A 23,397-nucleotide genomic window follows, 5' to 3' on the forward strand; every position below is an offset into this window, starting at 1 on the left:
TTTTATTTGGATCCGAAAATCCCCTCATGCGCCCCCGAGAGAGGGCGCATGAGGGCCTGGAGGGTTAGATGGCAGGTGGCGGGCAGGAGCGCCCGACCGCGAACCGTGCCGCCTCCTTGGCGGCGGCAGGCATGGCCGGGTCCTGCTCGAGCTTGCCCGCCGCCAGCGCACCGTCGACCAGCAGGGTGAGCTGCAGGGCCAGCTGGTCGGGGTCGTCAGCTCCGGCCGCCTCGGCCAGGTCGCGCACCCATGCCCGCACCGCTCGCTTGTGTTCGACGGTCACGGTGTGCGGGAGGCTCCCCGGCTCACTCTCGGCGGCGGCATTGATGAACGGGCAGCCGTGAAATCCGTGCCGTTCATAGGAGGCGGTGACCGCGTCGAACAGACCCACCAGCTGATCGCGGGGACTGTCACCGGCCGCCAGCGCGGCGGCCCGCAGCTTGCCGCGCCAGGAGTCGTCGGTCCGCCGCAGATAGGCGGCGGCCAGTTCGTCCTTGGACGGGAAGTGCACATACAGGGTGGACTTGGCGACGCCCGAATCGGCGATGATGCGGTCGACGCCCACGCCCCGCAGCCCATGAGCAGAGAACAGCTCTTCCGCCGTCGTAAGGATGCGCTCGCGCGCCGGGAGGCGCTTGGCCGTGGCAGGCATGGCAGTTCTCGACCCTCTCCGGACCCCTGGATTCGTCACCTGAAGACTAACAGACAGGTCTGTCCGATCAAACGGTGGGACGGCGTGCCTGGCCGGCGGTCGAGGACCTATCTCGCAGATACCGTCGGAGTGATGAGGCGGATCGCGCGGGCGCGGCCGTTCTTCAGGATGGAACGGTTCGGTGGACACGCCGACCCTGGAGGCCAGCCCCGCGAGGGGTGCGCTCGCTGAGCATGCGGTCGAGAGGGATCTTGATCGCTTGGCTGCCGTTGGCGTCGGGCGTCATCACACCGTCCCTTTCGGATCCTCCCTCTGCGACCAAGCGGCCGAGTAGCGGCCACCAGCCTGCGACCCGTAGGTGCTTCGCTGAAGACGCCCTGGCGCGATGTGCCGTGGATCAAGCGGCGCCCGTTCAGCCAAGGGTGCCCAGGGCCACTTCGACGGCCCCCATCAGCGAGGACCGGTCCGGATCGATGGCACCCATCACCTTCAGCCCCTGCATGGTCACCAGGAGGAATCGAGCCAGGTCGCGGGAGTCGCGGGTGGCAGGCAGCTCCCCACTCGCCTGCGCTTCCGCGATGACCTCGCAGAGCGCGTCCTCCAGCGAGGCGGTCGTCGAGCGCACGTGCGCGGCGGCCTTGGGGTCGTGTGCGATGCGCTCCGTCGTGGCGCCCACTATCAGGCAGGCCTGCCGGCTGCCGTCGCGCACGATCGCGTCCACTGTCCCGACCAGGACCTCGCGCAGCAGCTCGCGAGCCGGTGCCCCACCGCGCAGGAGCTCGACCAGAGGTAGCGCATACCGTTCGCGGTACCTGTCCATGGCCGCCAGGTACAGCCCCTCCTTGCTGCCGAACGCGGCATACAGCGATCCGCGACCCAAGCCGGTGGCGCTCACCAGGTCCTGAACCGACGTTCCCTCGTAGCCCTTGCGGCGGAAGGCGTTCATCGCCGCCTCCACCGCCGCCTCCGTGTCGAATTCCCTGATGCGTGCCATGAGCCGAAGCCTATCAGGAACGTGCGGTACAAATTTTTCTTCCATATGCGCCATGCGAACAGAAGTTTTTTTTGACTCATCGTTCCACATAGGGTTCACTGAAGGACGGCGCCCGATCGCCCTCCCGGCAGCGGTGCTCCTTGGATCAGCGTCCGGCGCTCGCAACGCAGCCCTGGAACTCAAGGGCCGGACAAGACCTGCCGCGCCCGCCCACGAGGCGCGGAGCCGAAAGGAAGACACCATGGACGAACAGGAATCCCGTAAGCCCTCCGCGTGGCGCTCCCGCGTGGCCGCCGCGGCCGCGGCGGCCACGCTGCTGGTCGGCGGCGGCGCAGGAGCGGCGGCCTGGGCCTCCCAGCCCGCGTCCGGCGAGCACGACCCGGCGCACGCCCGTACCGCGTCGAACGCGGCCAATGTGCAGCGGCTGATCGACATCGAGGACATCCAGCAGCTGAAGGCGCGTTACTTCCGGTCCATCGACAGCAAGCAGTGGTCGAAGCTGGCCACGCTCTTCACCGCCCACCCCGCGATCGACGTCGGCGCCAAGTACAGCAGCGGCAAGGAGCTCGCCGAGAAGACGGCTGCGCTGCTCGGCGACGCCCCCAGCGCCCACCAGGGCTTCCTCCCGGAGATTCAGGTGCACGGCAACCGCGCCTCGGCAATCTGGGCGATGGAGGACTACGTGAGCTTCCCGGCCGACTCCAGCTACAAGAGCGGCTTCCACGGCTACGGCGAGTACCACGACACGTACAAGCGGATCAACGGTCACTGGTACATCGACAGCACCGTGCTGTCCCGGTTCCGGGTGGACACCGTCCCCAACTGGACGCCGTCCTCCGCGCCGAAGAAGTAACAACAAGACAGACACACACCCATGAGCCCGTCAGGGCCCCAAATCGCAGGAGTGACAACATGAGCACCATAGGTGTCGGCATCATCGGCGGCAGCCAGGGAGGCTGGGCCTCCATCAGCCACATCCCCGCCCTGAAGGCACTGCCGGACTTCGAACTGCGCGCCGTCAGCACCTCGCGCCAGGAATCCGCGAACGCTGCCGGGAAGGAGTTCGGGGTCGAGGCCGCCTTCGACAACCACGCGGACCTCCTCGCCCATCCCGGGGTCGACGTCGTCGTGGTCGCGGTAAAGGTCCCCCACCACCGGGAGCTCATCTCGGCGGCGATCGACGCCGGCAAGACCGTCTACGCCGAATGGCCGCTCGCCCTGAACCTCGCCGAGGCCACGGAGCTGACCCGGCGCGCCGAGGCTGCGGGTGTTCGCACCGCCATCGGCCTGCAGGGCCGCTACCACCCCGAACTCCGCTTCGCACGCCGCCTGGTCGAGGACGGCCGGATCGGCCGAGTCCTGGGCACCAGCATGGTGGCCTCCGGCATGGTCTGGGGCGGGGAGACCACCCGGGCTCATGCGTACTGGTACGACCGGACACAGGGCGCCACTCCGCTGACCGGCGCCGCCCTCCACGCCATCGACGCGCTCAACGTCACGCTCGGCCAGTTCGGCCACCTGTCGGCCGACCTCGTCCTTGGCCGCACGCAGGTCACCGTGACCGACGCCGGCAACACCGTCGTCCCGGTGACCGCCCCGGACCAGATCTCCCTCATCGGCACCCTCGACAGCGGCGCCGCGGCGTCCGTCTTCTACCGCGGCGGCACCTCCCGCGGCGACAACTTCCGCTGGGAGATCAACGGCACCGACGGGGACCTGGTCCTGACCGCACCGTGGGGCAACCTCCAGGTCACCGACCTCACGCTCCAGGCCGGCTTCGGCACGGACACGACCGTCTCCCCCCTCGAGGTGCCCGCCGCGTACTCCGCCGACATCCCCGCAGGCCTCACCGGCCCGGCCAGGAACGTCGCCGCGCTCTACGCACACCTGGGACGGGACTTGCGCGAAGGGACCCGCACGGTCCCCGACTTCGCCTACGCCCACACGCGCCACCAGCTCCTGGACGCCATCGACCGCTCATCCGTCGAAGGCGCCGCGCAGACCCTGGCCTGACGGGCCAGATCCTGGCCCGACGCCGGTGAGAGCAGCTGTGCACCGGGGCGCCCCCATGCCCCGAATCCGTAACGAACGGTCAAAAATTGCGAGGGATCATGAAGACAGTAGGCGTAACCCGATTCGGGGGGCCGGAAGCCCTGCGGGTCTTCGAGGTGCCCGAGCCCCATGCCGGTCCCGGTCAGGTGCGCGTCCGGGTGCACGCCGCATCGGTGAACCCCGGCGACAGGTATCTGCGCAACGGTTCACTCGGCCTCATCTCCCCTGCACCCCCGTACGTCCCGGGCATGGAAGCCGCCGGAGTGTTGGATGAGATCGGGGCGGGCGCGGTCACCGATCTGCGCATCGGGGACCGGGTGATGGCGATGACCATGCCGACCGAGCCCGGCGGCGGCGCCTATGCGCAGTACCTGACCCTGCCCGCGCAACGGGTGACCCGCGCACCCGAGGGAACCAGCCATGCCGAGGCGGCCACGCTACCCATGAACGGACTGACCGCCCGGCGGGCCCTTGACCTGCTCGGCCTGTCCGCCGGGCAGAGCGTCGCGGTCACCGGTGGTGCGGGAGTGGTCGGCGGACTCGTGATCCAGATGGCCAGGGCCGAGGGGCTCACAGTGGTGGCGGACGCGTCGCCGGCGGACGAGGAGCTCGTGCGTTCGCTGGGGGCCGACCTCGTGGTACTGCGTGGACCCGGCGTGGCCCGGCGCATTCTCGACGCCGTGCCGGAGGGCGTGGACGGACTGGTGGACGCGGCCGTCATCGGCTCCTCGGCGGTGGCCGGGGCCGTCCGCGACGGTGGCGCCATCGTCACGTTCCTCGGCGAGGGCCCCCGCGCTCTTCGCCCCGCGGATCTGCGACGCCGATCCCTGCGCACCTACACGGTGTTCGTTCCGGACTACCTCGACGACCGCGCCCGGCTGGACCGCCTGCGCTCTCAGGCCGAAGCAGGCGAACTCACCTTGCGCATCGCCCGCGTCCTGCCGGCCGAACAGGCCGCCGAAGCTCACCGTCTCCTCGAGGCCGGCGGTGTCCGCGGCCGACTCGTCCTGGAGTTCTGACCCTCCCAGCACCAGCACCACATCAACCAACTGCTGAGGACCTCTTCCTTCATGTCTGCGACATCCGCACATCCGCATCCGCGCCGCTGGGCCGCACTGCTGTTCATATCCATCGCGCAGTTGATGGTGTTCCTGGACAGCGCGGTCATGAACATCGCGCTCGCTGGTGAGCATCGGACATCCTCTCCAGCAGCATTGCGTGAGTTTGTGGCCTGAAGGCCCACTCTGGCGGGCTGGTCAGGAAGTATGACGCCGTCGACGCCTTCTCGTGCGGCCAGTACCAGCCGAAGCCCGCACCGGCGGGTCGTCTCAGTAGGACTGAAACCAGCAGCGGTTGGCGCGGTCGTTGTTCAGCATGACTTGGCGGGCATGCGGCGCAGTGTCCGTCCTGCTCGCTGTACGGGCGTTGCCACACATACCCGCGGGGCACTTGGCCGCCCCGAAGGGCCCGCCCGACGCTCGATGCGAACGGATGGTCCGGCGCGATCCGGGCCGAGGGAGTCGTCGGCTCGTGGGGAAATCCGAATGATCCGAACGGGGTCGGGATGCTCAAACCCAGTTGCGTCGAGCTGCTGCGACACCAGCTCCGAACCGGTTGGTGGTCCCCAGTTCCGCGTAAAGGTCTTGGATCCGCCGCCGCAGCGTCCGTGTCGAAACCCCGAACTGGCGGGCAATGGCGTCGTCCTTGACCCCAGCAGCAAAGAGCGCAAGCAGGTTCCGTTCTTCGTCAGTGGGCTTCCGGGTCTGGTCGCCTCGGGCGGACGGCCCTGGCGACGGCAACGACTCGGAGTCGGGGCCCCCACACAGTGAGGGCGCAGTGGTCCAGTAATGCTCGAAGAGTTCGGTCAATGCTTTCAGCAACGGGGGAGCTTCGGTGTAGAGACACTCGTTGCTGTCGGCTGACAAGCTCAGCGAGACCATCGCGGCCGACCGGTCCGCCATCGCCAATTTGATAGGCAGCGCCGGCACGACCCTGGCTTCTTCCCCACGCGACACGAGGCTGCCCAGCGCCTGCCAGCCGCCTTCAGCATCGAAACTGGCAGCCGCGTAGACGACACGCACCCGCACCCCGCGCCGGACCGCCGCCTCGTCGAGTGGTCCATTCGGAGCCAGCAGGAACGGAGGGCGGTCCATGGCGCAGATCTCGGATCGGGCAGCCTGCTTCAAGCGGTAGTAGCAGTCGCCGACCGCCTCCGGACCGCTGATGGTTCTGGTGGCGGGTTCGGCCGTACTGGACCGTCTGGCGTTGTCAAAGATCGCACCCAACGGCCCCGCAGCGTCCCGCACTGCAGCCAGCTGACGCTCGCGTGACTCCACCAGTGTCCGCAGCGCGTGACGGGGATCCACCGTGAGGAACGCACCCGAGGATCTACGGCTGACCAACCCGGAGTGGTGCAGACCTTCGAGCAACGCCAACGCGTGCTCGAAGCTCACTCCGAATGCCGCCACTATCTCGTCGACAGTCCCGCCGCCACGCACCAGAAGATGGCGATAGACAGCCTCCGCCTCTGTATCGAGTCCAACCAACTCCAAGGGTGCGTCGTTTTCCATCATTGCTCTCCACCTCTGGCCTTTGCCCGTGTGACACCGATCAGGAAAATACAAGCCGTGGTGGCGGCCAGAGGAACGGGCCCCGGTCGTCGGTTGCCTCCAGTTGGGGCCCCTCGATCTGCTGCCGTCGAGCCGCCGCAAAGAACGACATCATCGATCGATTCGACGCATCACTCCGGCTGCCGGGAAGAAGCCCAGGGCCAGGACGCCGGGCCGCGGGCGTGCGGGCTGAACATCCGGAGCATCATTCCTGCTCGCAGCGTCCAGCCGTGCAGTCGACGAAGACAGGACGGCTGGTGTGACGATTCGTCAAAGGGTCAAGGGAACCGCATGTTGAGGCATACCCGGCCGCACTGCGCAGGACAGCGGCAGCCGGCTTGCATGGTTGGGCTTCCTTGGGAATCCGACAACTCCTCGCGCCGTGCAGCATGTCCCGCTTGGAGATCATTGCGCGGACTTGCGCCATGTCCACTTGGTGACGTGGCACAGAAGTGCCAAAGCGCTGACTTTACAGTGATGCGAACGGATGGCTGACTGCCAAGGACCGCTGCCCATCTAGTTCATGAGGTTCTCTTGCGTATGTCTCCGTCCCGCAGACGCGGGTTGACAGCCGCCGTCGCCGCCCTGATGGTGCTGACGGCCACCGGTCCTGCCGCGTCGGCCGACGCCGCTGCGACGCCTCCATCCCCCACCGCAACCGCCGCTGCCGGTCCCGCGATTGTGCGTACCGTCACGCTGATCACCGGGGACAAGGTCACGGTGACCGCGAACGGCGGCAGGCACTCGGTCACGTCGGTAACCGATCCGCAGGGCAGGACCGGTGGCGCTCACGTCATGTCGGTCGGTGACGATATCTACGTGTATCCCGACGTGGCGTTGCCCTTCATCGCGTCCGGGGCACTGGACGAGCACCTGTTCAACGTGACCGAGCTGCTCGCGGACGGCTACGACGACGCGCGCAGCGACCATCTGCCGCTGATCGTCACGTACACCGACGCGGCGGCCCGCTCCCGGGCCCTGAAGACCCCGGAGGGCGCCAGCAGGACCCTGACCCTGAGCAGCATCCAGGGTGCGGCAATATCCGCGAAGCACACACGGGCGGCGGACTTCTGGTCCTCCCTCACCGGTGCCGGCAGGGCGTTTACAGGGGCGCGCTCGGCCGGGTCGGCGCCGGCGGCGCTGGCGGGCGGGGTCGCGAAGGTGTGGCTGGACGGGAAGGTCAAGGCCACGCTGTCCGACACCACCGCGCAGATCGGGGCTCCCGAAGTCTGGGCGGGCGGGGACACCGGGCAGAGTGTGGACGTCGCGGTGCTGGACACCGGGATCGACGCCGCGCACCCGGACTTCGCCGGCCGCATCGTGGCCACGGAGAGTTTCGTGCCGGGGCAGGACGTCACCGACCGGCAGGGCCACGGGACCCATGTCGCCTCGACTGTCGCCGGTACCGGGGCGGCGTCCGGCGGCAAGGAGAAGGGCGTCGCTCCGGGCGCCGGGCTGCACATCGGCAAGGTGCTGGACAACGACGGCAGTGGTCAGGACTCCTGGATACTGGCGGGCATGGAGTGGGCCGCCCGGGACCAGCACGCCAAGGTCGTCAGTATGAGCCTGGGAGGCGGTCCCACTGACGGCACCGACCCGCTCAGCCAGGCGGTGAACCGGCTCAGCGAGGAGACCGGAACGCTGTTCGTCATCGCGGCGGGCAACTCCGGTCCGGAGGCGTACAGCGTGAGCGCCCCGGGAGCGGCGGACGCCGCGCTGACGGTCGGCGCGGTGAACGGCCCGGGGAAGGGCGTGGACCAGCTGGCGAGCTTCTCCAGCCGTGGCCCCCGCGTGGGCGACAACGCCATCAAGCCCGATCTGACCGCCCCGGGTGTGAACGTGCTGGCGGCCCGCTCGCAGTACGCGGCGGAGGGTGAGGGCGCCTATCAGACGATGAGCGGTACGTCGATGGCGACACCGCACGTCGCGGGCGCGGCGGCTCTGCTGGCCGCCAAGCACCCGGACTGGACGGGGCAGCAGCTCAAGGACGCCCTGGTCAGCACCACCGCGAGCACCCAGCGGTTCAGCCCCTTCGAGGCCGGCAGCGGTCGGCTCGACATCGCCGCCGCCGTGAAGGCCACGCTGTTCGCCTCCGGGTCCGCGTTCGCCCAGGCCCACTACCCGTACACGCCCAGCCAGACCGTCCGCAAGGACGTCACCTACACGAACACCGGGTCCGAGCCGGTCACCGTGGACCTGTCCCTGAGCCAGGACCAGCTGCCCGAAGGTGTGTTCACCCTCACCGACTCGCGGCTGACCGTGCCCGCGCGCGGCACCGCCACCGTCGGCGTGATCACCCACCTCGACGCGGCGGAGGACAATGCCGCCTACTCCAGTCGGCTCACTGCCACCCGCGCCGACGGCACGGTCCTCACCCGCACGCCGGTCGGCGTGAACAAGGAGGGGCGACGGGTCACGCTGTCCGTCACGGCGAAGGACCGCCACGGGGACGCCCTGCCCGGCACACTCGTCCTGAAGGACGTCGAGCGCAACACCGCGCCCAAGATGTACGAGGTCGACGCCTCGGGCCGCATGAGCCTGCGCCTGCCCCCGAGCACCTACTCGGCGTGGATGAACACCGCCGTGCCCGGGATCGACGGCACGCACACGCTGGGCTTCGCCATGTTCTCCGCGCCGCAGATCGACCTCGACGCCGACCGCACCGTCCGCTTCGACGCCGCGAACCTGCGCAAGGCGGCCGCCTACACCCCGCAGCCGACCGCCAACCAGTTCATGCGGGTGGACCAGTACCGCACCAACGGCGACCTGTTCCCGTTCATGGACAGCTACATGCCCGAGTCCTGGTTGTACGACAGCCTCTGGGTGACCCCGACGCCGAAGGTGACGAAGGGGTCGTATACCTTCGCGACCCGCTGGCGGCAGGTCCAGCCGGCGCTGACGTTCTCCTCCGGTTCGCAGACCTACGCCGGCGTCGTCATCCAGAGCCTGTCCCCTGCGCTGCCCGAGGGCACGGGCAGCTACCGGGCTGTGTGGGCCGGCAACGGATCGGCTGCGGACTTCCGCAAGCTGAAGGCGCGCGGCCAAGTGGCGGTCGTCCGCCGCAGCGACACCGTGCCCGCCCCCGACCAGGCCGCAGCCGCGGCGAAGGCCGGTGCCAGGCAGCTGCTGATCCTGAACGACGGCTACGGAAAGTATGACCCCTGGGCGGATCTGCCCGACGCCGCTCCGCTGCCAGTGGCCTCGCTCGGTACCGACGACAGCGCACGGCTGCTCAGCCGGATCCGCAAGCCCGGCACGGCGACGCTGAAGGTGGTCTCTCACCCGCATCCGCGCTACCTGTACGACCTGGTCCGCCACCACGACGGAGCGATCCCGCACGACCCGTCCTACCGGCCCGGCCCCGGCGAACTGGCCCGGATCGAAGAGGAGTTCCGCGACACCAAGCAGGGCGAGGCCCGCGAGTACCGCGATGACGTGTCGGCCATCTTCAACGGCCCCATGCTCAGTGACTCCACGCCGGTCGCGACCCAGGGCACGCTGACGTCGTGGGTCACGGCGGGCACCGGCGTCCGCTGGGTCTCCGGCGCGGGCATGAGCGACCTCGGCCAAAGAGGCCTGGCGCGTTCGTACAAGCCGCGCAGCACCACCGGCGAGAGCTGGTTCTCACCCATCCAGCGCCCGCGACTGCTCAACGACGGCATCAGCTGGCGGGCCCCCTTCCGGACCGGCGACGTCATCAGCACTTCCGCCGTACCGGCCTGGGGAGACGCCGGCGGCCATGCCGGCGTCGTCTGGGCTGATAGCGACACCTCGAAGATCTCGCTGTACCAGGGCGACCAACTGCTCGGCGAGGACGTCAACGAGCGGATCGTCACCGTCGAGGGCATGTCACCGGACGCGCTGCCCTACCGAATGGTGGTGGAGGGCAAGCGGAACCTGCCGGACCGGCCGTACTCGATCCGTACCCGCACCGAGTGGGGGTTCACCTCCAGCACCACGGACTACACGGTTCTCACGCCTCTGCCGCTGGTGCAGCTCGACTACGCGGTGGCCACGAACCTGGCCGGCAAGGCGCACCGGCGGACCGGGCTGACAGTCAGCCCATCGCACCTGAAGGGAGCGGCGGGCACGGGCGAGATCCGCACGGTGACGCTGGAAGTGTCGTACGACGACGGTGCCACGTGGCACCGGACGACGCTGCGGCAGTCGGGCGGCGACTGGAAGACGCAGCTCGACGCGCCGTCCCGGGCCCGCTTCGCGAGCCTGCGCACGACGGCGCGGGACACGAAGGGGAACAGTGTGATCCAGACCGTGATCCGCGCCTTCGGCCTGAAGTAGCGACGGCGGGCGGCTGACCAAAAGGCCCCTGTCCGCGGTGGAGACCGCGGACAGGGGCCGCACGAGGGACCCCCTCGCCGACACCCACACACACCTCAAGGCCGACCACCCCGACCTTGCAGCCCGCATCGATACCATCACCCACAACGCCGACCGACTCCGCCGAGCCGGCAGCGACGACCGTAGAACCACCTGAGCACCTCTCCGGCGGTCTTCTGAAGCGGCAACACGAGACGGGGGTACCCCGGGCTGGGCGGGCGACGGGCCATCGCGGGCTTGGCAGTGACAAGTGCCCGTGAGGTGTGCCCGGGCGGCGTCGAGGTGGCCACGGGTCTGGTTCCAGCTGGCTTGAAGAGCCTCACGATCAACGTTCATGGCGCCACTGTTGCCGTTGCCGTCAGCAGGGTCACGCGTCTTTCATCGGACGTCCGCCCCAGCGGATGCGGGCGCGTTCGCGTCGTTGGGCGGCCAGCACGTTGGGATGCCGGGCGTTGGCGCTGCGCCAGCGCGGGTAGGAGTGCAGGGCCCGAGTTTGTGCGGTGTGGTTGGGGTGGTTGGAGTTGGCGATGGTGAACTGCCTCAGTGGTCCGATGATCGACATGGGCGCCGGTCGGCTCACCGGGTTGCGCGCCCTCCTGTGGGTTGCGCTCGCTGTCCTGCTGTTCGTGGTGCTGGTGCCGCCGCGGGTGACCGCCGGCGAGGGCTGGCTGGCTTCACGCGGTCTGCCGCGCAGGCGCCGGGGGCGGCCGGGCCGCCCCAACTGCTGTGGATCCAGGCTGCGTCGGCGTCCAGTGAGGCGAGCGCAGGAGGGTCCTCCGGTGCCCCGAGTTCGAGGTGGGGGCGGCGTGCCCTGTTGGCAGGCCGCCCGCAGTCGGGTTCAGCTGTGGCCGGCCTTCCGGCCGTGGTTCGCCTGCCTCTTGCGGCGGGCCCCTTTCTTACGTGCGCGCTTCGAATGAATGTCCGTGGTCCCTTCAGGTGAGTTGGCCGACGAGGACGTCGGCGAGTTTGTTGAGGCGCTGGACCGTGCGGCCTTCGGTGGCGGCGGGAGCGGGCTCGACGCGCTGGTCGCAGTCGTAGTACGCGCCGTTGACGATTTCCGTGGCCGGATCGCAGAGGCGTACGACATGGGCGGCGCCGTCGGACGCGGTGGCTCCGTGGCGGGCGTAGAGCGGGAGCAGGGCGGTGTCGCAGATGCCGGGGTGGATAGAGACGGCAGTGACGCGCGGGTCCGCAGCGAAGACGGTGAGCGCCAGTTGGGACTGGGCGTAGGCCGCGAGGCGAGAGTAGCGGCGAGCGCGGTTGGGATCGCTCCACTGGATGGAGCCGGTGCGGTGCAGGGAGGAGGAGACGTTGACGACGCGGCCGCCTGGCTCGCTGGTGAGCGCCTCGTCCAGCAGGTTGGTGAGCAGGTAGTGCGCCAGGAAGTTGACCTGGAACGCGATTTCGTTGCCGTCCACGGTGACGGTGTGTCGCTCGGGGGCGGCGATGGCCGCGTTGTTGACGAGGACGTCCAGGTGCGGGTGCTCGACGACGACTCGGTGGGCAAGCCGTTCGACCTCTTCGAGGCGGGAGAAGTCCGCGCCGAAGGGGCACAGTTGCTCGGCGGGTACTCCGGCCGCGGAGGTGAGCTTGTCGGTCGCTGCCTGCGCTTCTTCGGCTGTGCGGCCGTGTACGAGGACGGTGGCGCCGCGCTCGGCGAGCAGCCGTGCCGTCTCGTAGCCGATGCCGGAGGTGGCCCCGGTGACGAGGACGGTGCGGGAGGAAAGATTAGAGTCGGACATGGTCCATCCATGGATCTGGGCACGCTTCGCCGCCCGCCGCGCTTGCGGAGGGGCCGGGCGTGTACGGATACGACGAAGGGGCACCGGACTAGGTCACGGCGCCCCCGGGTTACGGACTACGCGTCAGGTGCTCCCCTACGCCCCAAAGGCGTAGGGGAGGGAAACCGGCGTGTCCGGACAGCGGGGCACACGACGAGGCGACGCCTGATGAGGCGGCCGGTCGAGAAGGAGCCACTCGCTGTTCACGCTCACCATCCAAACGGCTCGCGGATAACGGCTCAAGACTTCCCGGCAGTTCCTGACACCCCTCTGATGCGGGTCAGCCGAGCCCGGGGATCGTGGAGATCAGCAGGTCGATCAGCTTGATGCCGATGAACGGGAGCACCAGCCCGCCCAGGCCGTACACCGCGAGGTTGCGGCGCAGGAGGTCGTGCGCCGACGCCGGGGTGTAGCGCACGCCGCGCAGGGCGAGCGGGATCAGCGCCACGATGATCAGAGCGTTGAAGATGATCGCCGAGGTGATCGCGGAGGTAGGACTGTGCAGGCCCATGAGGTTGAGGGCTTCCAGCCCGGGATAGGCGCCGGTGAACATGGCCGGGATGATCGCGAAGTACTTGGCGACATCGTTGGTGATCGAGAACGTCGTCAACGCGCCCCGTGTTATGAGGAGTTGCTTGCCGATCTGGACGATCTCGATGAGCTTGGTCGGGTTGGAGTCCAGGTCGACCATGTTCCCGGCCTCCTTGGCGGCCGACGTACCGGTGTTCATCGCTACGCCGACGTCCGCCTGAGCCAGCGCGGGCGCATCGTTGGTACCGTCGCCGGTCATCGCGACGAGCTTGCCGCCCTCCTGCTCGCGCTTGATCAGGGCGAGTTTGTCCTCGGGCGTGGCATCGGCGAGGAAATCGTCGACGCCGGCCTCATGGGCGATCGCCTTGGCGGTCAGAGGATTGTCGCCGGTGATCATCACCGTGCGGATACCCATGCGGCGCAGCTCCGCGAAGCGTTCCCGGATGCCGTCCTTGACGACATCCTTGAGGTGGATGATGCCGAGCACTCGCGGTCCGTCCCAGTCGTGGACGGCGACCAGCAACGGCGTGGCACCGCTCGAGGCGATCGAGTCGGACCATAGGACCGCCTGGGACGGAACGGTCCCACCGCGGATTTCCACCCAGTTCATCACCTGCGCCGCGGCGCCCTTGCGGATGTGACAGGTGGCCCCGTTGTCCCAGTGCATATCGATGCCACTCATCCGGGTCTGGGCGCTGAACTCCACGAACTGTGCGTGGGCGAGCTCCCCTTCGGCCGGGGCCCGCAATCCGTACCGCTGCTTCGCCAGGACGACGACGGACCGGCCCTCCGGCGTCTCGTCGGAGAGGGAGGAGAGCTGGGCCGCGTCCGCGAGCATCAGTTCATCGACACCGGGCAGCGGGACGAAGCCGGTTGCCTCGCGGTTGCCGAGGGTGATGGTGCCGGTCTTGTCGAGGAGCAGGGTGTTGACGTCGCCGGCCGCTTCGACCGCTCTGCCGGACATCGCCAGGACGTTGCGTTGCACCAGGCGGTCCATGCCGGCGATGCCGATGGCGGAGAGCAGCGCACCGATCGTCGTGGGGATGAGCGTCACTAGCAGCGCGACCAGCACGGTCGTGGACTGTGCGGCGTGCGCGAAGGCGGCCATCGGTTGGAGCGTGACGACGACCAGGACGAAGACGATGGTCAGCGCGGCGAGCAGGATGTTGAGCGCGATCTCGTTGGGGGTCTTCTGCCTGCGTGCGCCCTCGACCAAGGCGATCATCCGGTCCATGAAGGAGTGTCCGGGACGGGAGGTGACGCGTACGACGAGCCGGTCGGAGAGCACCGTCGTACCGCCTGTGACGCCGGAGCGGTCGCCGCCCGACTCGCGTATGACGGGGGCGGATTCACCGGTGACGGCGGACTCGTCGACCGCCGCGATGCCATCGACCACATCGCCGTCGGCGGGGATCAGCTCGCCCGCCTCGACGAGGACGAAGTCGAAGAGCCGGAGGTCGGTGGCGGCGACGGCCTCGGTCTCGGCACGGGCCAGGTCCGTCCCGTACCTCCAGTGGCGCAGCCGCAGGGCGACGGTGTCCATGCGCGCCCTGCGCAGCGACTCGGCCTGCGCCTTGCCGCGGCCCTCCGCGACCGCCTCCGCGAGGTTCGCGAAGATCACCGTCAGCCACAGCCAGATGCTGATCACCCAGGTGAAGACGGACGGATGGATGAGCGCGGAGAGCGTGGTGAGCACCGATCCGGCGGCGACGACGAACAGCACGGGGTTCTTCACCAGAGCCCGAGGGTGCAACTTGCGCAGTGCTTCGGGGAAGGACTTCACCAGCTGTACGGGATCGAAGAACCCGCCCTGCTGGGAGCGCCGCCGATGCGGCCGGTCCGGAGGGCTCCCGCCGGGCGTATGTGCTGTCGGAGCCTGCTGGGGGGCGGCGGGGAGCATCACAGAGGACCTTCTGATGGAGTCTGCAGGGAGTGGCAGGCGCATGGGCCTGGTCGACGCCAGGGGGCGCCCGGGCGTCGACCAGGCGAACTGCGGACGCGGCGCGGGGAAGCCGCATACTCGTCGCCGAGTGCGTGTCATGCCACTGACGTCCGCTATCTCGAGCGGCAGTAAGGGAATCTAGTCGCCGGCACCCTCCTTATTCGCACTCTGCCGGGGGTATTTACGGCTCTCCTGTCGCTTCCGTGGGTCGCTGACCAGGGCTGATACGCAGAACACGCCGTAGCCCGGCTACGTTTCGACTTGCGACAGTACGAAACGGAAGAACCTGGATACGGCGTGCGATCTGCAAGCATATGGACTCGGCTGCTCGGAGTCGAACACACGGTGGTCGCGTCGGTCGAGGCCGAGGAGGGCAACGGCGCGGAGGCGGGCCCCTGGGATGTGGTGATCGTGGCCCATGCCCGCCCGGCGAAGAGGCGGCGGCAGCGGTGCGGGGTCTGCGGTCGCCGGTGCGCCCGGTTCGACAACGGCGAGGGCCGCCGGCGCTGGCGTGCCCTGGACCTGGGGGTGGTCCGGGCGTTCATCGAGGCCGACGCGCCGCGGGTGTCCTGTCCCGAGCACGGTGTGGTCGTCGCCCACGTGCCCTGGGCCCGCCACGGTGCCGGGCACACCCTGGCCTTCGACGACACGGTGGCCTGGCTGGCCACGCACTGCTCGAAGACCACGGTGGTCCAACTGCTGAGGATCGGCTGGCGCACGGTCGGCGGCATCTGCGCCCGCGTGTGGTCGGACGTCGAACAGCGCGTGGACCTGCTCGCGGGCCTTACCCGGATCGGCATCGACGAGATCTCCTACAAGCGGCACCACAAGTACCTGACCGTGGTGGTCGACCACGACAGCGGCCGGCTCGTGTGGGCGGCGGCCGGCCGGGACAAGGAGACACTGCGGTCCTTCTTCGACCTGCTCGGACCTGAACGCTCCGCGAAGATCACCCACGTGTCCGCGGATGCCGCCGACTGGATCGCGAAGGTAGTCGCCGAGCGCTGCCCGCAGGCGGTGCGGGTGATGGACCCGTTCCACGTCGTGCAGTGGGCCACCGACGCCCTGGACACCGTGCGCCGCGAGGTCTGGAACGCCGAGCGCGGCGGCAAGGGCCGCGCCACCCCGGGCTCGAAGTCACTGAAGAAGGCCCGCTGGGCCCTGTGGAAACGCCCTGAGGACCTCACCGAACACCAGCGCGCGCAACTGGAGTTCATCGCGAAAGCCCACCCCGTCCTGCACCGCGCATACCTGCTCAAGGAGGGCCTTCGCCTGGCGTTGAAATCCGGCCCCGACACCCCCGAGGCCCTCCTCGACTGGGTGTCTTGGGCCCGCCGCTCCCGACTGGAGCCCTTCGTCAAGCTGCAACGGGCCATCGTCAAGCACTGGGACGCCATCACGGCGGCAGCCGAGCACTCCATGAGCAACGGGATCGTGGAGAGCATGAACACCAAGATCCGCCTGATCACCCGCATGGCCTTCGGCTTCAAGGACCCCGCAGCGCTCATCGCACTGACCATGCTCAGCCTCGGCGGCCACCGACCCCACCTACCAGGGCGTCAAGCTGCATGAACCTACCCACGGAAGCGACAGGAGAGCCGTATTTACGGCCTTCTGACAGCCGCCGGCATCTGGCGTCAAGCCCGTGTCAAGAAGCACTGACAGAGCGTCAGGACACAGTCAAGGGAGGTCGATTCGCGTCCGTGCCGGGTCGAGACTCATCGGCACGGGGGCGGACGACCGCCCGTGGTGTGAGCTTGGAGGGCGCGTGACCATCACCGCCGGTGCCGCGCTCAGTCCGGAGGCGGAGGCCCGGGCTGAAGCCGGAACATGCCATGCGACGGCCGTACCACCAGCGGGGCGTCCCGGCTCGCAGGCACGAGGGGGGCAGCGTCCGGGCCGCCCACGCAGCGATGCCCTGAAGGGGCGGCTGCGGCGGCACTGGGCGACACTTCCGGCCAGGCTGCGTCTCATCCGCGCCGCGATCCTGCTGCTCACTGCTGCCCTGGCGCTGCTTCTGCTTCTGGCAGGGCTGGCCGTCTCCGCGACCTGGGACACCGTGACAGGACGCGACGCTCCCCGCACCACCAGCGCCGCCGGTCTCGATCTGGCCCTGAACGACATGGACGCGCAGGCTGCCAACATCTTGCTGTCCAGCGGTGATGCGGGTGCGGACCGGATGGATGTCCCGTACGGCAAGGCCGTCGGCTTCTATGGCGCCGCACGCCGTACCGTCAGCCGCGAACTGCGCACGCTCGCCGTCGCCGCAGAGGGCGACGCGCGGGCCGAGCACACCGTCGAGGCGCTGACCGAGAACTTCGCCCGCTATCAGGAGCTGATCGGCCGCGCCCTGGAGAACGACGGCCGCAAGGGCGGCAAGGCGGCGGCGGTGGACGACTACCGCTCGGCCACCGCTCTGCTGTCCGCCGAAATCCGGCCCGAGTCACAGGCTTTGATCGCCGCCAACGACGACGCGTACGAAGCCGAGTACGACGCCGCACGCTCCCGCCTCAGCGCCGAACTGATCACCGCCGTCGTGCTCGGCCTGCTGCTTCTCGCCCTTCTCGTGGTGCTGCAGTGGTATCTCGCGCGGGGCTTCCACCGCATCCTCAATCCGGGGCTGGTGGCTGCCACGCTCTGCGCCTGCATCGCTCTCGCTGTCGCCGGTCAGGCAATCGCTGCTTCCTCCGAGCATCTGCGCGGCGCCCGGCGCGACGCGTTCGACTCCGTCGTCGCGCTGTCCCGGGCCCGCGCTGTCGCCTACGACGCGAACGCCGACGAAAGCCGCTACCTCCTGGTCAAGCAGGAGCGGACCGGCTATGAGCAGGCCTTCCTCGACAACTCGCAGCAACTGTACGGAATCGAGGGCGCGAGCATCGACACCTACGACGCGGGCCTGGAGGCCACTTGGTCCGCCTACCGCACCGACCCCACCGACCTGCGCTTCACGGGTGAATTTCGGCGCGAACTCGACAACATCACCTTCCCTCGCGAGCGCGCCGCAGCGGAGCGGACCGTCGAGACGTACGCCGTCTACCAGCGCGACGACCGCATCGTCCGCCGTCTGGTCGCCGAGGGCAAGGAGCGGGAGGCCGTCGCGTTCTGCATCAGCTGGGACAAGAACAAGTCCAACGCCCACTTCGGCGCCTGGATGGACGCCCTCGACGAGGTCACCGAGATCAACCGGACCCACTTCGCCACGTCCGTGCGCGAGGGTCGAGGCGCGGTCTCAGGGCTGCTTTCGGCGGCCGGCGGCGCCCTGATGGCGGCCGCAGCGCTGACCGTGCTGAGTCTGCGCCCACGCCTGGCCGAGTTCCGCGCCTGAGCACCTGCGAGCCTCCGCGTCCGAGGCCCTGTGTCCCGACCATGGCAGAGAGTCGTCAAGGTTCGCACCTCGTTGCTCACGCGCGGCGGCTCGAAGTGATCAGGAAGACCGACGCGGTCATCTCGCCAGTGGGCGCCTCACGCCTCGACAGCCCGGGATTCGACTCGGCACCCGCCCCACGGGCGGGTCCTGAAGCCGGGCGACCGGCCGGTCCTGGCGACCAGGCGCCGGGGGCTGAACATCCTCGTGGCAGGAGCGCAGCCGCATCGGGCGGATCGGCCCGAGCGATGACCGGAAAGCGACGGGCCGGTGGACCGCAGACCGCCGTCCGAAGTACTCAGGACCTGCATATTCCGGGTCTGGGGACGGTTGCGTAAGAGGCCCGTCAAGAGAGCACCCACGGTCGTAAGGGCCCCGTCAACGGAGCGCGTGGCCGCTCGCAGAGGGGGTTTCCTCTACAGGTCCGTTCAATCCGAATCTCTTTCAGGAGTTCACGGTGGCCGACATGGCCTTCGTCGTCACCACGATCGCGGTCTTCGCGCTGGTGGCTCTTGTTGCCAAGGGGGTGGCGAAGCTGTGACTGCCGAGAACATCGTCGGTCTGATCGTGGCCGTCGCCCTGCTGGGCTATCTCGTCCTCGCCCTTCTGTACCCGGAGAGGTTCTGAGCCCGATATGAGCCCCGTCCTCGCTGGTGTGCTCCAGCTGCTCGCGCTCGTGGTGGCGCTGGGTCTGGCGTACCGCCCCCTCGGCGACTACATGGCCGCCGTCTACTCCTCGAAGAAGCACCTGCGCGTCGAGAAATGGATCTACAAGTCCATCGGCGCCAATCCCGATACGGAGATGCGCTGGCCCGCCTACCTCCGCGGGGTCCTGGCGTTCTCCGCGGTGAGCGTTCTCTTCCTCTATCTGCTGCAGCGGTTCCAGGGCAGTCTGCCCGGCTCGCTCGGCTTCTCCTCGATCGATCCGGACCAGGCGTTCAACACGGCTGCCTCGTTCGTGTCGAACACCAACTGGCAGTCGTACTACGGCGAGCAGGCCATGGGCCATGTCGTGCAGACCGGCGGCCTCGCGGTGCAGAACTTCGTCTCGGCCGCTGTGGGTATCGCGGTCGCGGTGGCGCTGGTGAGGGGTTTCGCCCGCTCGCGCACCGGTGAGCTCGGCAACTTCTGGTCCGACCTGGTGCGCGGCACCATACGGATCCTGCTGCCGCTCTCCGTGGTCGGGGCGATTGCCCTGGTGGCGTGCGGTGCGATCCAGAACTTCGCCGGTATCCACGGGGTTGGCCAGTTCATGGGCGGGTCGCAGCAGTGGAACGGTGGTGCGGTCGCTTCGCAGGAGGCGATCAAGGAGCTGGGTACGAACGGCGGTGGTTACTTCAACGCCAACTCGGCCCACCCCTTCGAGAACCCCAACGGGCTCTCCAACCTTCTTGAGATCTTCCTGCTCCTGGTCATTCCGTTCGCGCTGACCCGCACCTTCGGCCGGATGGTGGGCTCCCTCAAGCAGGGGTACGCGATCCTCGCGACGATGGGCGTGATCTGGCTCGGTTTCGTTGCGTTGATGATGTGGACGGAGTTCGCCCACCACGGTCCGGCGTTCGACATCGCGGGCGGGGCGATGGAGGGCAAGGAGACCCGCTTCGGGGTCGGTGGCTCGTCGATCTTCGCGGTGTCCACCACGCTGACTTCGACGGGTGCGGTGAACTCGTTCCACTCCTCGTTCACCGGTTTCGGCGGCGGTATCACGATGCTGGGTATGCAGCTCGGTGAGATCGCCCCCGGTGGTACCGGTTCCGGCCTCTACGGCATGCTGATCATGGCGATCATCGCGGTGTTCATCGCGGGTCTGATGGTCGGTCGTACCCCCGAGTACCTCGGCAAGAAGATCGGCACCCGTGAGATCAAGCTTGCGGCCTGCTACATCCTGATCACCCCGGCGCTGGTGCTCATCTTCACCGCCGCGTCGATGGCCCTGCCCACCCCGGTCAACTCGATGACCAACTCCGGTGCGCACGGCTTCTCCGAGATCCTCTACGCGTTCACCTCGGGTGCCAACAACAACGGTTCGGCCTTCGCGGGTCTGAACGCGGACACGCAGTGGTTCAACACCACGATCGGGCTCGCGATGCTGCTGGGCCGGTTCCTGCCGATGGTGTTCGTCCTGGCGCTGGCCGGCTCGCTCGCCGAGCAGAAGCCCGTCCCGGCGACCGTGGGCACGCTCGGCACGCACAAGCCGCTCTTCACCGGGCTGCTGGTCGGCACGATCCTGATCGTCACCGGTCTGACCTTCTTCCCGGCGCTGGCACTGGGACCGCTGGCCGAGGGGCTGGCGTCATGACCACGAATCTGAAGCAAGAGGACTCGATGTCCACTGTCACCAACGACCGGGCACCGCACCAGTACGCGCCTACCGGTCACCGGCCCGAAGGACGCGTCGGTGCCGGGCTGTTCGACCCCAAGCAGCTGCTCAAGTCCTTCCCCGACGCGGTACGCAAGCTCGACCCCCGGGTGATGGTCAAGTCACCGGTGATGTTCGTGGTCCTGGCCGGTTCGGTGCTCACCACCGTCCTGGCCGCCCTGGACCCGACCGACTGGTTCGGCTGGGCGATCGCCGTGTGGCTCTGGCTCACCACGATCTTCGCCAACCTGGCGGAGGCGGTCGCCGAGGGCCGCGGCAAGGCCCAGGCCGACACGCTGCGCAAGGCAAAGACCGACACCGTCGCCCGCCGCCTGTCCAAGGACGGCAGGGCTGAGGAACAGGTGCCGGGCACCGATCTGCGCATCGGCGACCTGGTGGTCTGCGAGGCCGGTGACATCGTCCCCGGTGACGGTGACGTCGTCGAGGGTGTCGCCAGCGTCGACGAGTCCGCCATCACGGGGGAGTCGGCGCCGGTGATCCGCGAGTCGGGCGGCGACCGCAGCGCGGTCACCGGTGGTACGAAGGTGCTCTCCGACCGCATCGTCATCAAGATCACCACCAAGCCCGGCGAGACGTTCATCGACCGGATGATCGCCCTGGTCGAGGGCGCTGCTCGGCAGAAGACCCCCAACGAGATCGCGCTGAACATCCTGCTCGCGTCCCTCACCATCGTCTTCCTGCTCGCGGTCGTCACCCTGCAGCCGTTCGCGATCTACGCGGGACAGCGGCAGTCGATGATCGTCCTGACCGCGCTGCTGGTCTGCCTGATCCCGACCACGATCGGCGCGCTGCTCTCCGCGATCGGCATCGCGGGCATGGACCGCCTCGTGCAGCGCAATGTGCTCGCCATGTCGGGACGCGCCGTCGAGGCCGCCGGTGACGTCTCCACGCTGCTGCTCGACAAGACCGGCACCATCACGCTCGGCAACCGCCAGGCCGCCGAGTTCGTACCCGTCAAGGGCACGACGGAGGCCGAACTGGCCGACGCCGCCCAGCTCTCCTCGCTCGCCGACGAGACGCCCGAAGGCCGCTCCGTCGTCGTCCTGGCGAAGGAGAAGTACGGACTGCGAGAGCGCCACCAGGGCGAGCTGGAGCATGCGGAGTGGGTGTCCTTCACCGCCCAGACCCGCATGAGCGGGGTGGACCTCTCCGAGAAGGGCGAGACCCGCAAGGTCCGTAAAGGCGCCACCGGTTCGGTGCTCGCCTGGGTCACGGAGCGCGGCGGGCAGGTTGCCGTCGATGCCGACCGGACGGCCAACAAGATCTCCGAAGCCGGCGGTACGCCGCTGCTGGTCGCGGTCGAGGACGACAAGGGCGCTCGCGTGCTGGGGGTCATCCATCTCAAGGACGTCGTCAAGGAAGGGATGCGGGAGCGGTTCGACGAGCTGCGCCGGATGGGCATCCGTACGGTGATGATCACCGGAGACAACCCGCTGACCGCGAAGGCCATCGCCGAGGAGGCGGGGGTCGACGACTTCCTCGCCGAGGCCACGCCCGAGGACAAGATGGCCCTCATCAAGCGTGAGCAGGCGGGCGGCAAGCTCGTCGCGATGACCGGTGACGGTACGAACGACGCTCCGGCGCTCGCCCAGGCCGATGTCGGCGTGGCCATGAACACCGGCACCTCGGCCGCCAAGGAGGCCGGGAACATGGTGGACCTGGACTCCAACCCGACCAAGCTCATCGAGATCGTCGAGATCGGCAAGCAGTTGCTGATCACCCGCGGTGCGTTGACCACCTTCTCGATCGCCAACGACGTCGCGAAGTACTTCGCGATCATCCCGGCGATGTTCGCGGTGGTCTACCCGGGCCTGGACAAGCTGAACATCATGCAGCTGTCCTCGCCGCAGTCCGCGATCCTCTCCGCAGTCGTCTTCAACGCGCTGATCATCATCGCGCTGGTGCCGCTCGCCCTGAAGGGCGTGCGCTACCGGCCGACCAGCGCCGACAAGATGCTCCGCCGCAACCTCGGGATCTACGGACTCGGCGGCCTGGTCGCCCCGTTCATCGGCATCAAGATCATCGACCTGATCCTCTCCCTCATCCCCGGAATCGGCTGATCGCCATGAACAGTTCCGTCAACAGCACCGCACGGTTGGTCGGGGCGGCGCTCCGCGCCCTACTCGTCCTGACCGTGGTGACAGGCGTCCTCTATCCGCTCGCTGTCACCGGGGTGGGCCAGGCCCTGTTCAACGACAAGGCCAACGGTTCCGAGATCACGTCGGGCGGCAAGGTCGTCGGCTCCGAACTCATCGGCCAGACGTACAACCTGCCGAAGAAAGACCCGAACGACGCGGAGGAGGCGGCCCGTCCCGACCTGAAGTGGTTCCAGCCGCGTCCCTCCAACGGGCTGGGCAGCAACAGCGTCAACATGCAGTACAAGCTGATCCTGTCCGGCGCGACCAACCGGTCCGGCGACAACAAGGACCTGATCGACTGGGTCACCGCCGCCAAGGGCGCCGTCGTCAAGGACAACTCCGTGCCCGGCCACCCGGTCAGCCCCTCGGCCGTGCCGGCCGACGCCGTCACCTCCTCCGGCTCCGGTCTCGACCCGCACATTTCCCCGGAGTACGCCGAGCTCCAGGTTCACCGTGTCGCAGAGGAGAACAACCTCGACGTCAAGCAGGTCGAGAAGCTCGTCGCGGACAACACCGACGGCCGCACCCTCGGCTTCGTGGGCGAGCCCCGGGTGAACGTGCTCAAGCTCAACATCGCACTCAAGGAACTCACCGAGAAGTGATCGTCTTACGCCGG

At 68.5% G+C, this 23,397-nt stretch carries 16 protein-coding genes and 1 pseudogene; 11 read left to right on the top strand and 6 right to left on the bottom strand.

Going from position 1 to position 23,397, the window contains the following annotated elements; genetic code table 11:
* Positions 1 to 64 precede the first annotated feature (64 nt).
* Entirely contained in the window at positions 65 to 652 is a 588-nt protein-coding gene (locus OHA03_RS38330; RefSeq protein WP_267008620.1) for a TetR/AcrR family transcriptional regulator, read from the bottom strand.
* A 412-nt stretch (positions 653 to 1,064) separates the two neighbouring features.
* Entirely contained in the window at positions 1,065 to 1,646 is a 582-nt protein-coding gene (locus OHA03_RS38335; RefSeq protein WP_267008621.1) for a TetR/AcrR family transcriptional regulator, read from the bottom strand.
* Positions 1,647 to 1,887: 241 nt separating this feature from the next.
* On the opposite strand from OHA03_RS38335, the gene OHA03_RS38340 reads away from it, so the two are divergent.
* The 4 genes from OHA03_RS38340 to OHA03_RS38355 all read left to right on the top strand — a co-directional run bounded on the left by OHA03_RS38340 (position 1,888) and on the right by OHA03_RS38355 (position 4,933).
* Complete coding sequence (locus OHA03_RS38340) at positions 1,888 to 2,499, top strand: nuclear transport factor 2 family protein (RefSeq protein ID WP_267008622.1); 612 nt, start codon at positions 1,888 to 1,890, stop codon at positions 2,497 to 2,499.
* 59 nt (positions 2,500 to 2,558) lie between these two features.
* Entirely contained in the window at positions 2,559 to 3,659 is a 1,101-nt protein-coding gene (locus tag OHA03_RS38345) for a Gfo/Idh/MocA family protein (protein WP_267008623.1), read from the top strand.
* A gap of 98 nt (positions 3,660 to 3,757) precedes the next feature.
* Positions 3,758 to 4,717, top strand: a complete 960-nt coding sequence (locus tag OHA03_RS38350) for an NADP-dependent oxidoreductase (protein WP_267008624.1) — start codon at positions 3,758 to 3,760, stop codon at positions 4,715 to 4,717.
* A gap of 51 nt (positions 4,718 to 4,768) precedes the next feature.
* The gene (locus OHA03_RS38355) at positions 4,769 to 4,933 is read left to right on the top strand and encodes a hypothetical protein (protein ID WP_267008625.1); all 165 of its coding nucleotides are present in this window, start codon (positions 4,769 to 4,771) and stop codon (positions 4,931 to 4,933) included.
* Between the two features lie 333 nt (positions 4,934 to 5,266).
* On the opposite strand, the gene OHA03_RS38360 is transcribed toward OHA03_RS38355, so the two are convergent.
* Positions 5,267 to 6,271, bottom strand: a complete 1,005-nt coding sequence (locus OHA03_RS38360; protein ID WP_267008626.1) for a LuxR family transcriptional regulator — start codon at positions 6,269 to 6,271, stop codon at positions 5,267 to 5,269.
* A gap of 576 nt (positions 6,272 to 6,847) precedes the next feature.
* Between OHA03_RS38360 and OHA03_RS38365 the strand changes: the two genes are divergently transcribed.
* Complete coding sequence (locus OHA03_RS38365) at positions 6,848 to 10,606, top strand: S8 family serine peptidase (RefSeq protein WP_267008627.1); 3,759 nt, start codon at positions 6,848 to 6,850, stop codon at positions 10,604 to 10,606.
* Positions 10,607 to 11,012: 406 nt separating this feature from the next.
* Here the strand turns inward: OHA03_RS38365 and OHA03_RS38370 are convergent.
* From OHA03_RS38370 to kdpB (OHA03_RS38380), 3 genes and pseudogenes are all read right to left on the bottom strand, one after another.
* Positions 11,013 to 11,195: pseudogene (locus OHA03_RS38370) on the bottom strand (IS630 family transposase); the annotation flags it as partial.
* Positions 11,196 to 11,577: 382 nt separating this feature from the next.
* On the bottom strand, positions 11,578 to 12,387 hold the full coding sequence (locus tag OHA03_RS38375; RefSeq protein WP_267008628.1) for an SDR family NAD(P)-dependent oxidoreductase: 810 nt from the start codon (positions 12,385 to 12,387) through the stop codon (positions 11,578 to 11,580).
* A gap of 319 nt (positions 12,388 to 12,706) precedes the next feature.
* Positions 12,707 to 14,857: a potassium-transporting ATPase subunit KdpB gene (gene kdpB / locus OHA03_RS38380; RefSeq protein ID WP_267008629.1), complete on the bottom strand. Its 2,151-nt coding sequence runs from the start codon at positions 14,855 to 14,857 to the stop codon at positions 12,707 to 12,709.
* Positions 14,858 to 15,196: 339 nt separating this feature from the next.
* Here kdpB (OHA03_RS38380) and OHA03_RS38385 point away from each other — a divergent pair, with 339 nt between their 5' ends.
* From OHA03_RS38385 to OHA03_RS38410, 6 genes are all read left to right on the top strand, one after another.
* Positions 15,197 to 16,471, top strand: coding sequence for an ISL3 family transposase (locus OHA03_RS38385; RefSeq protein WP_267005943.1), 1,275 nt, complete (start codon positions 15,197 to 15,199; stop codon positions 16,469 to 16,471).
* A 196-nt stretch (positions 16,472 to 16,667) separates the two neighbouring features.
* Positions 16,668 to 18,224 (top strand): hypothetical protein, encoded by a 1,557-nt coding sequence (locus OHA03_RS38390; protein WP_267008630.1) that lies wholly within the window; start codon positions 16,668 to 16,670, stop codon positions 18,222 to 18,224.
* Between the two features lie 576 nt (positions 18,225 to 18,800).
* A complete protein-coding gene (gene kdpF / locus OHA03_RS38395) occupies positions 18,801 to 18,890 on the top strand; it encodes a K(+)-transporting ATPase subunit F (protein ID WP_037701211.1) in 90 nt (29 codons plus the stop codon).
* Between the two features lie 7 nt (positions 18,891 to 18,897).
* Complete coding sequence (gene kdpA / locus OHA03_RS38400; RefSeq protein WP_267008631.1) at positions 18,898 to 20,562, top strand: potassium-transporting ATPase subunit KdpA; 1,665 nt, start codon at positions 18,898 to 18,900, stop codon at positions 20,560 to 20,562.
* Positions 20,559 to 22,703, top strand: a complete 2,145-nt coding sequence (kdpB, locus tag OHA03_RS38405) for a potassium-transporting ATPase subunit KdpB (protein WP_267008632.1) — start codon at positions 20,559 to 20,561, stop codon at positions 22,701 to 22,703. Before kdpA ends, kdpB (OHA03_RS38405) begins: the two co-directional genes overlap by 4 nt.
* A gap of 5 nt (positions 22,704 to 22,708) precedes the next feature.
* Positions 22,709 to 23,383 carry a potassium-transporting ATPase subunit C gene (locus OHA03_RS38410; protein ID WP_267008633.1) on the top strand — a complete coding sequence of 225 codons (675 nt, stop codon included), beginning with the start codon at positions 22,709 to 22,711 and terminating at the stop codon, positions 23,381 to 23,383.
* Positions 23,384 to 23,397: the final 14 nt, after the last annotated feature.

The sequence above is a fragment of the Streptomyces sp. NBC_00154 genome (genome assembly GCF_026342835.1).
Lineage (GTDB): Bacteria > Actinomycetota > Actinomycetes > Streptomycetales > Streptomycetaceae > Streptomyces.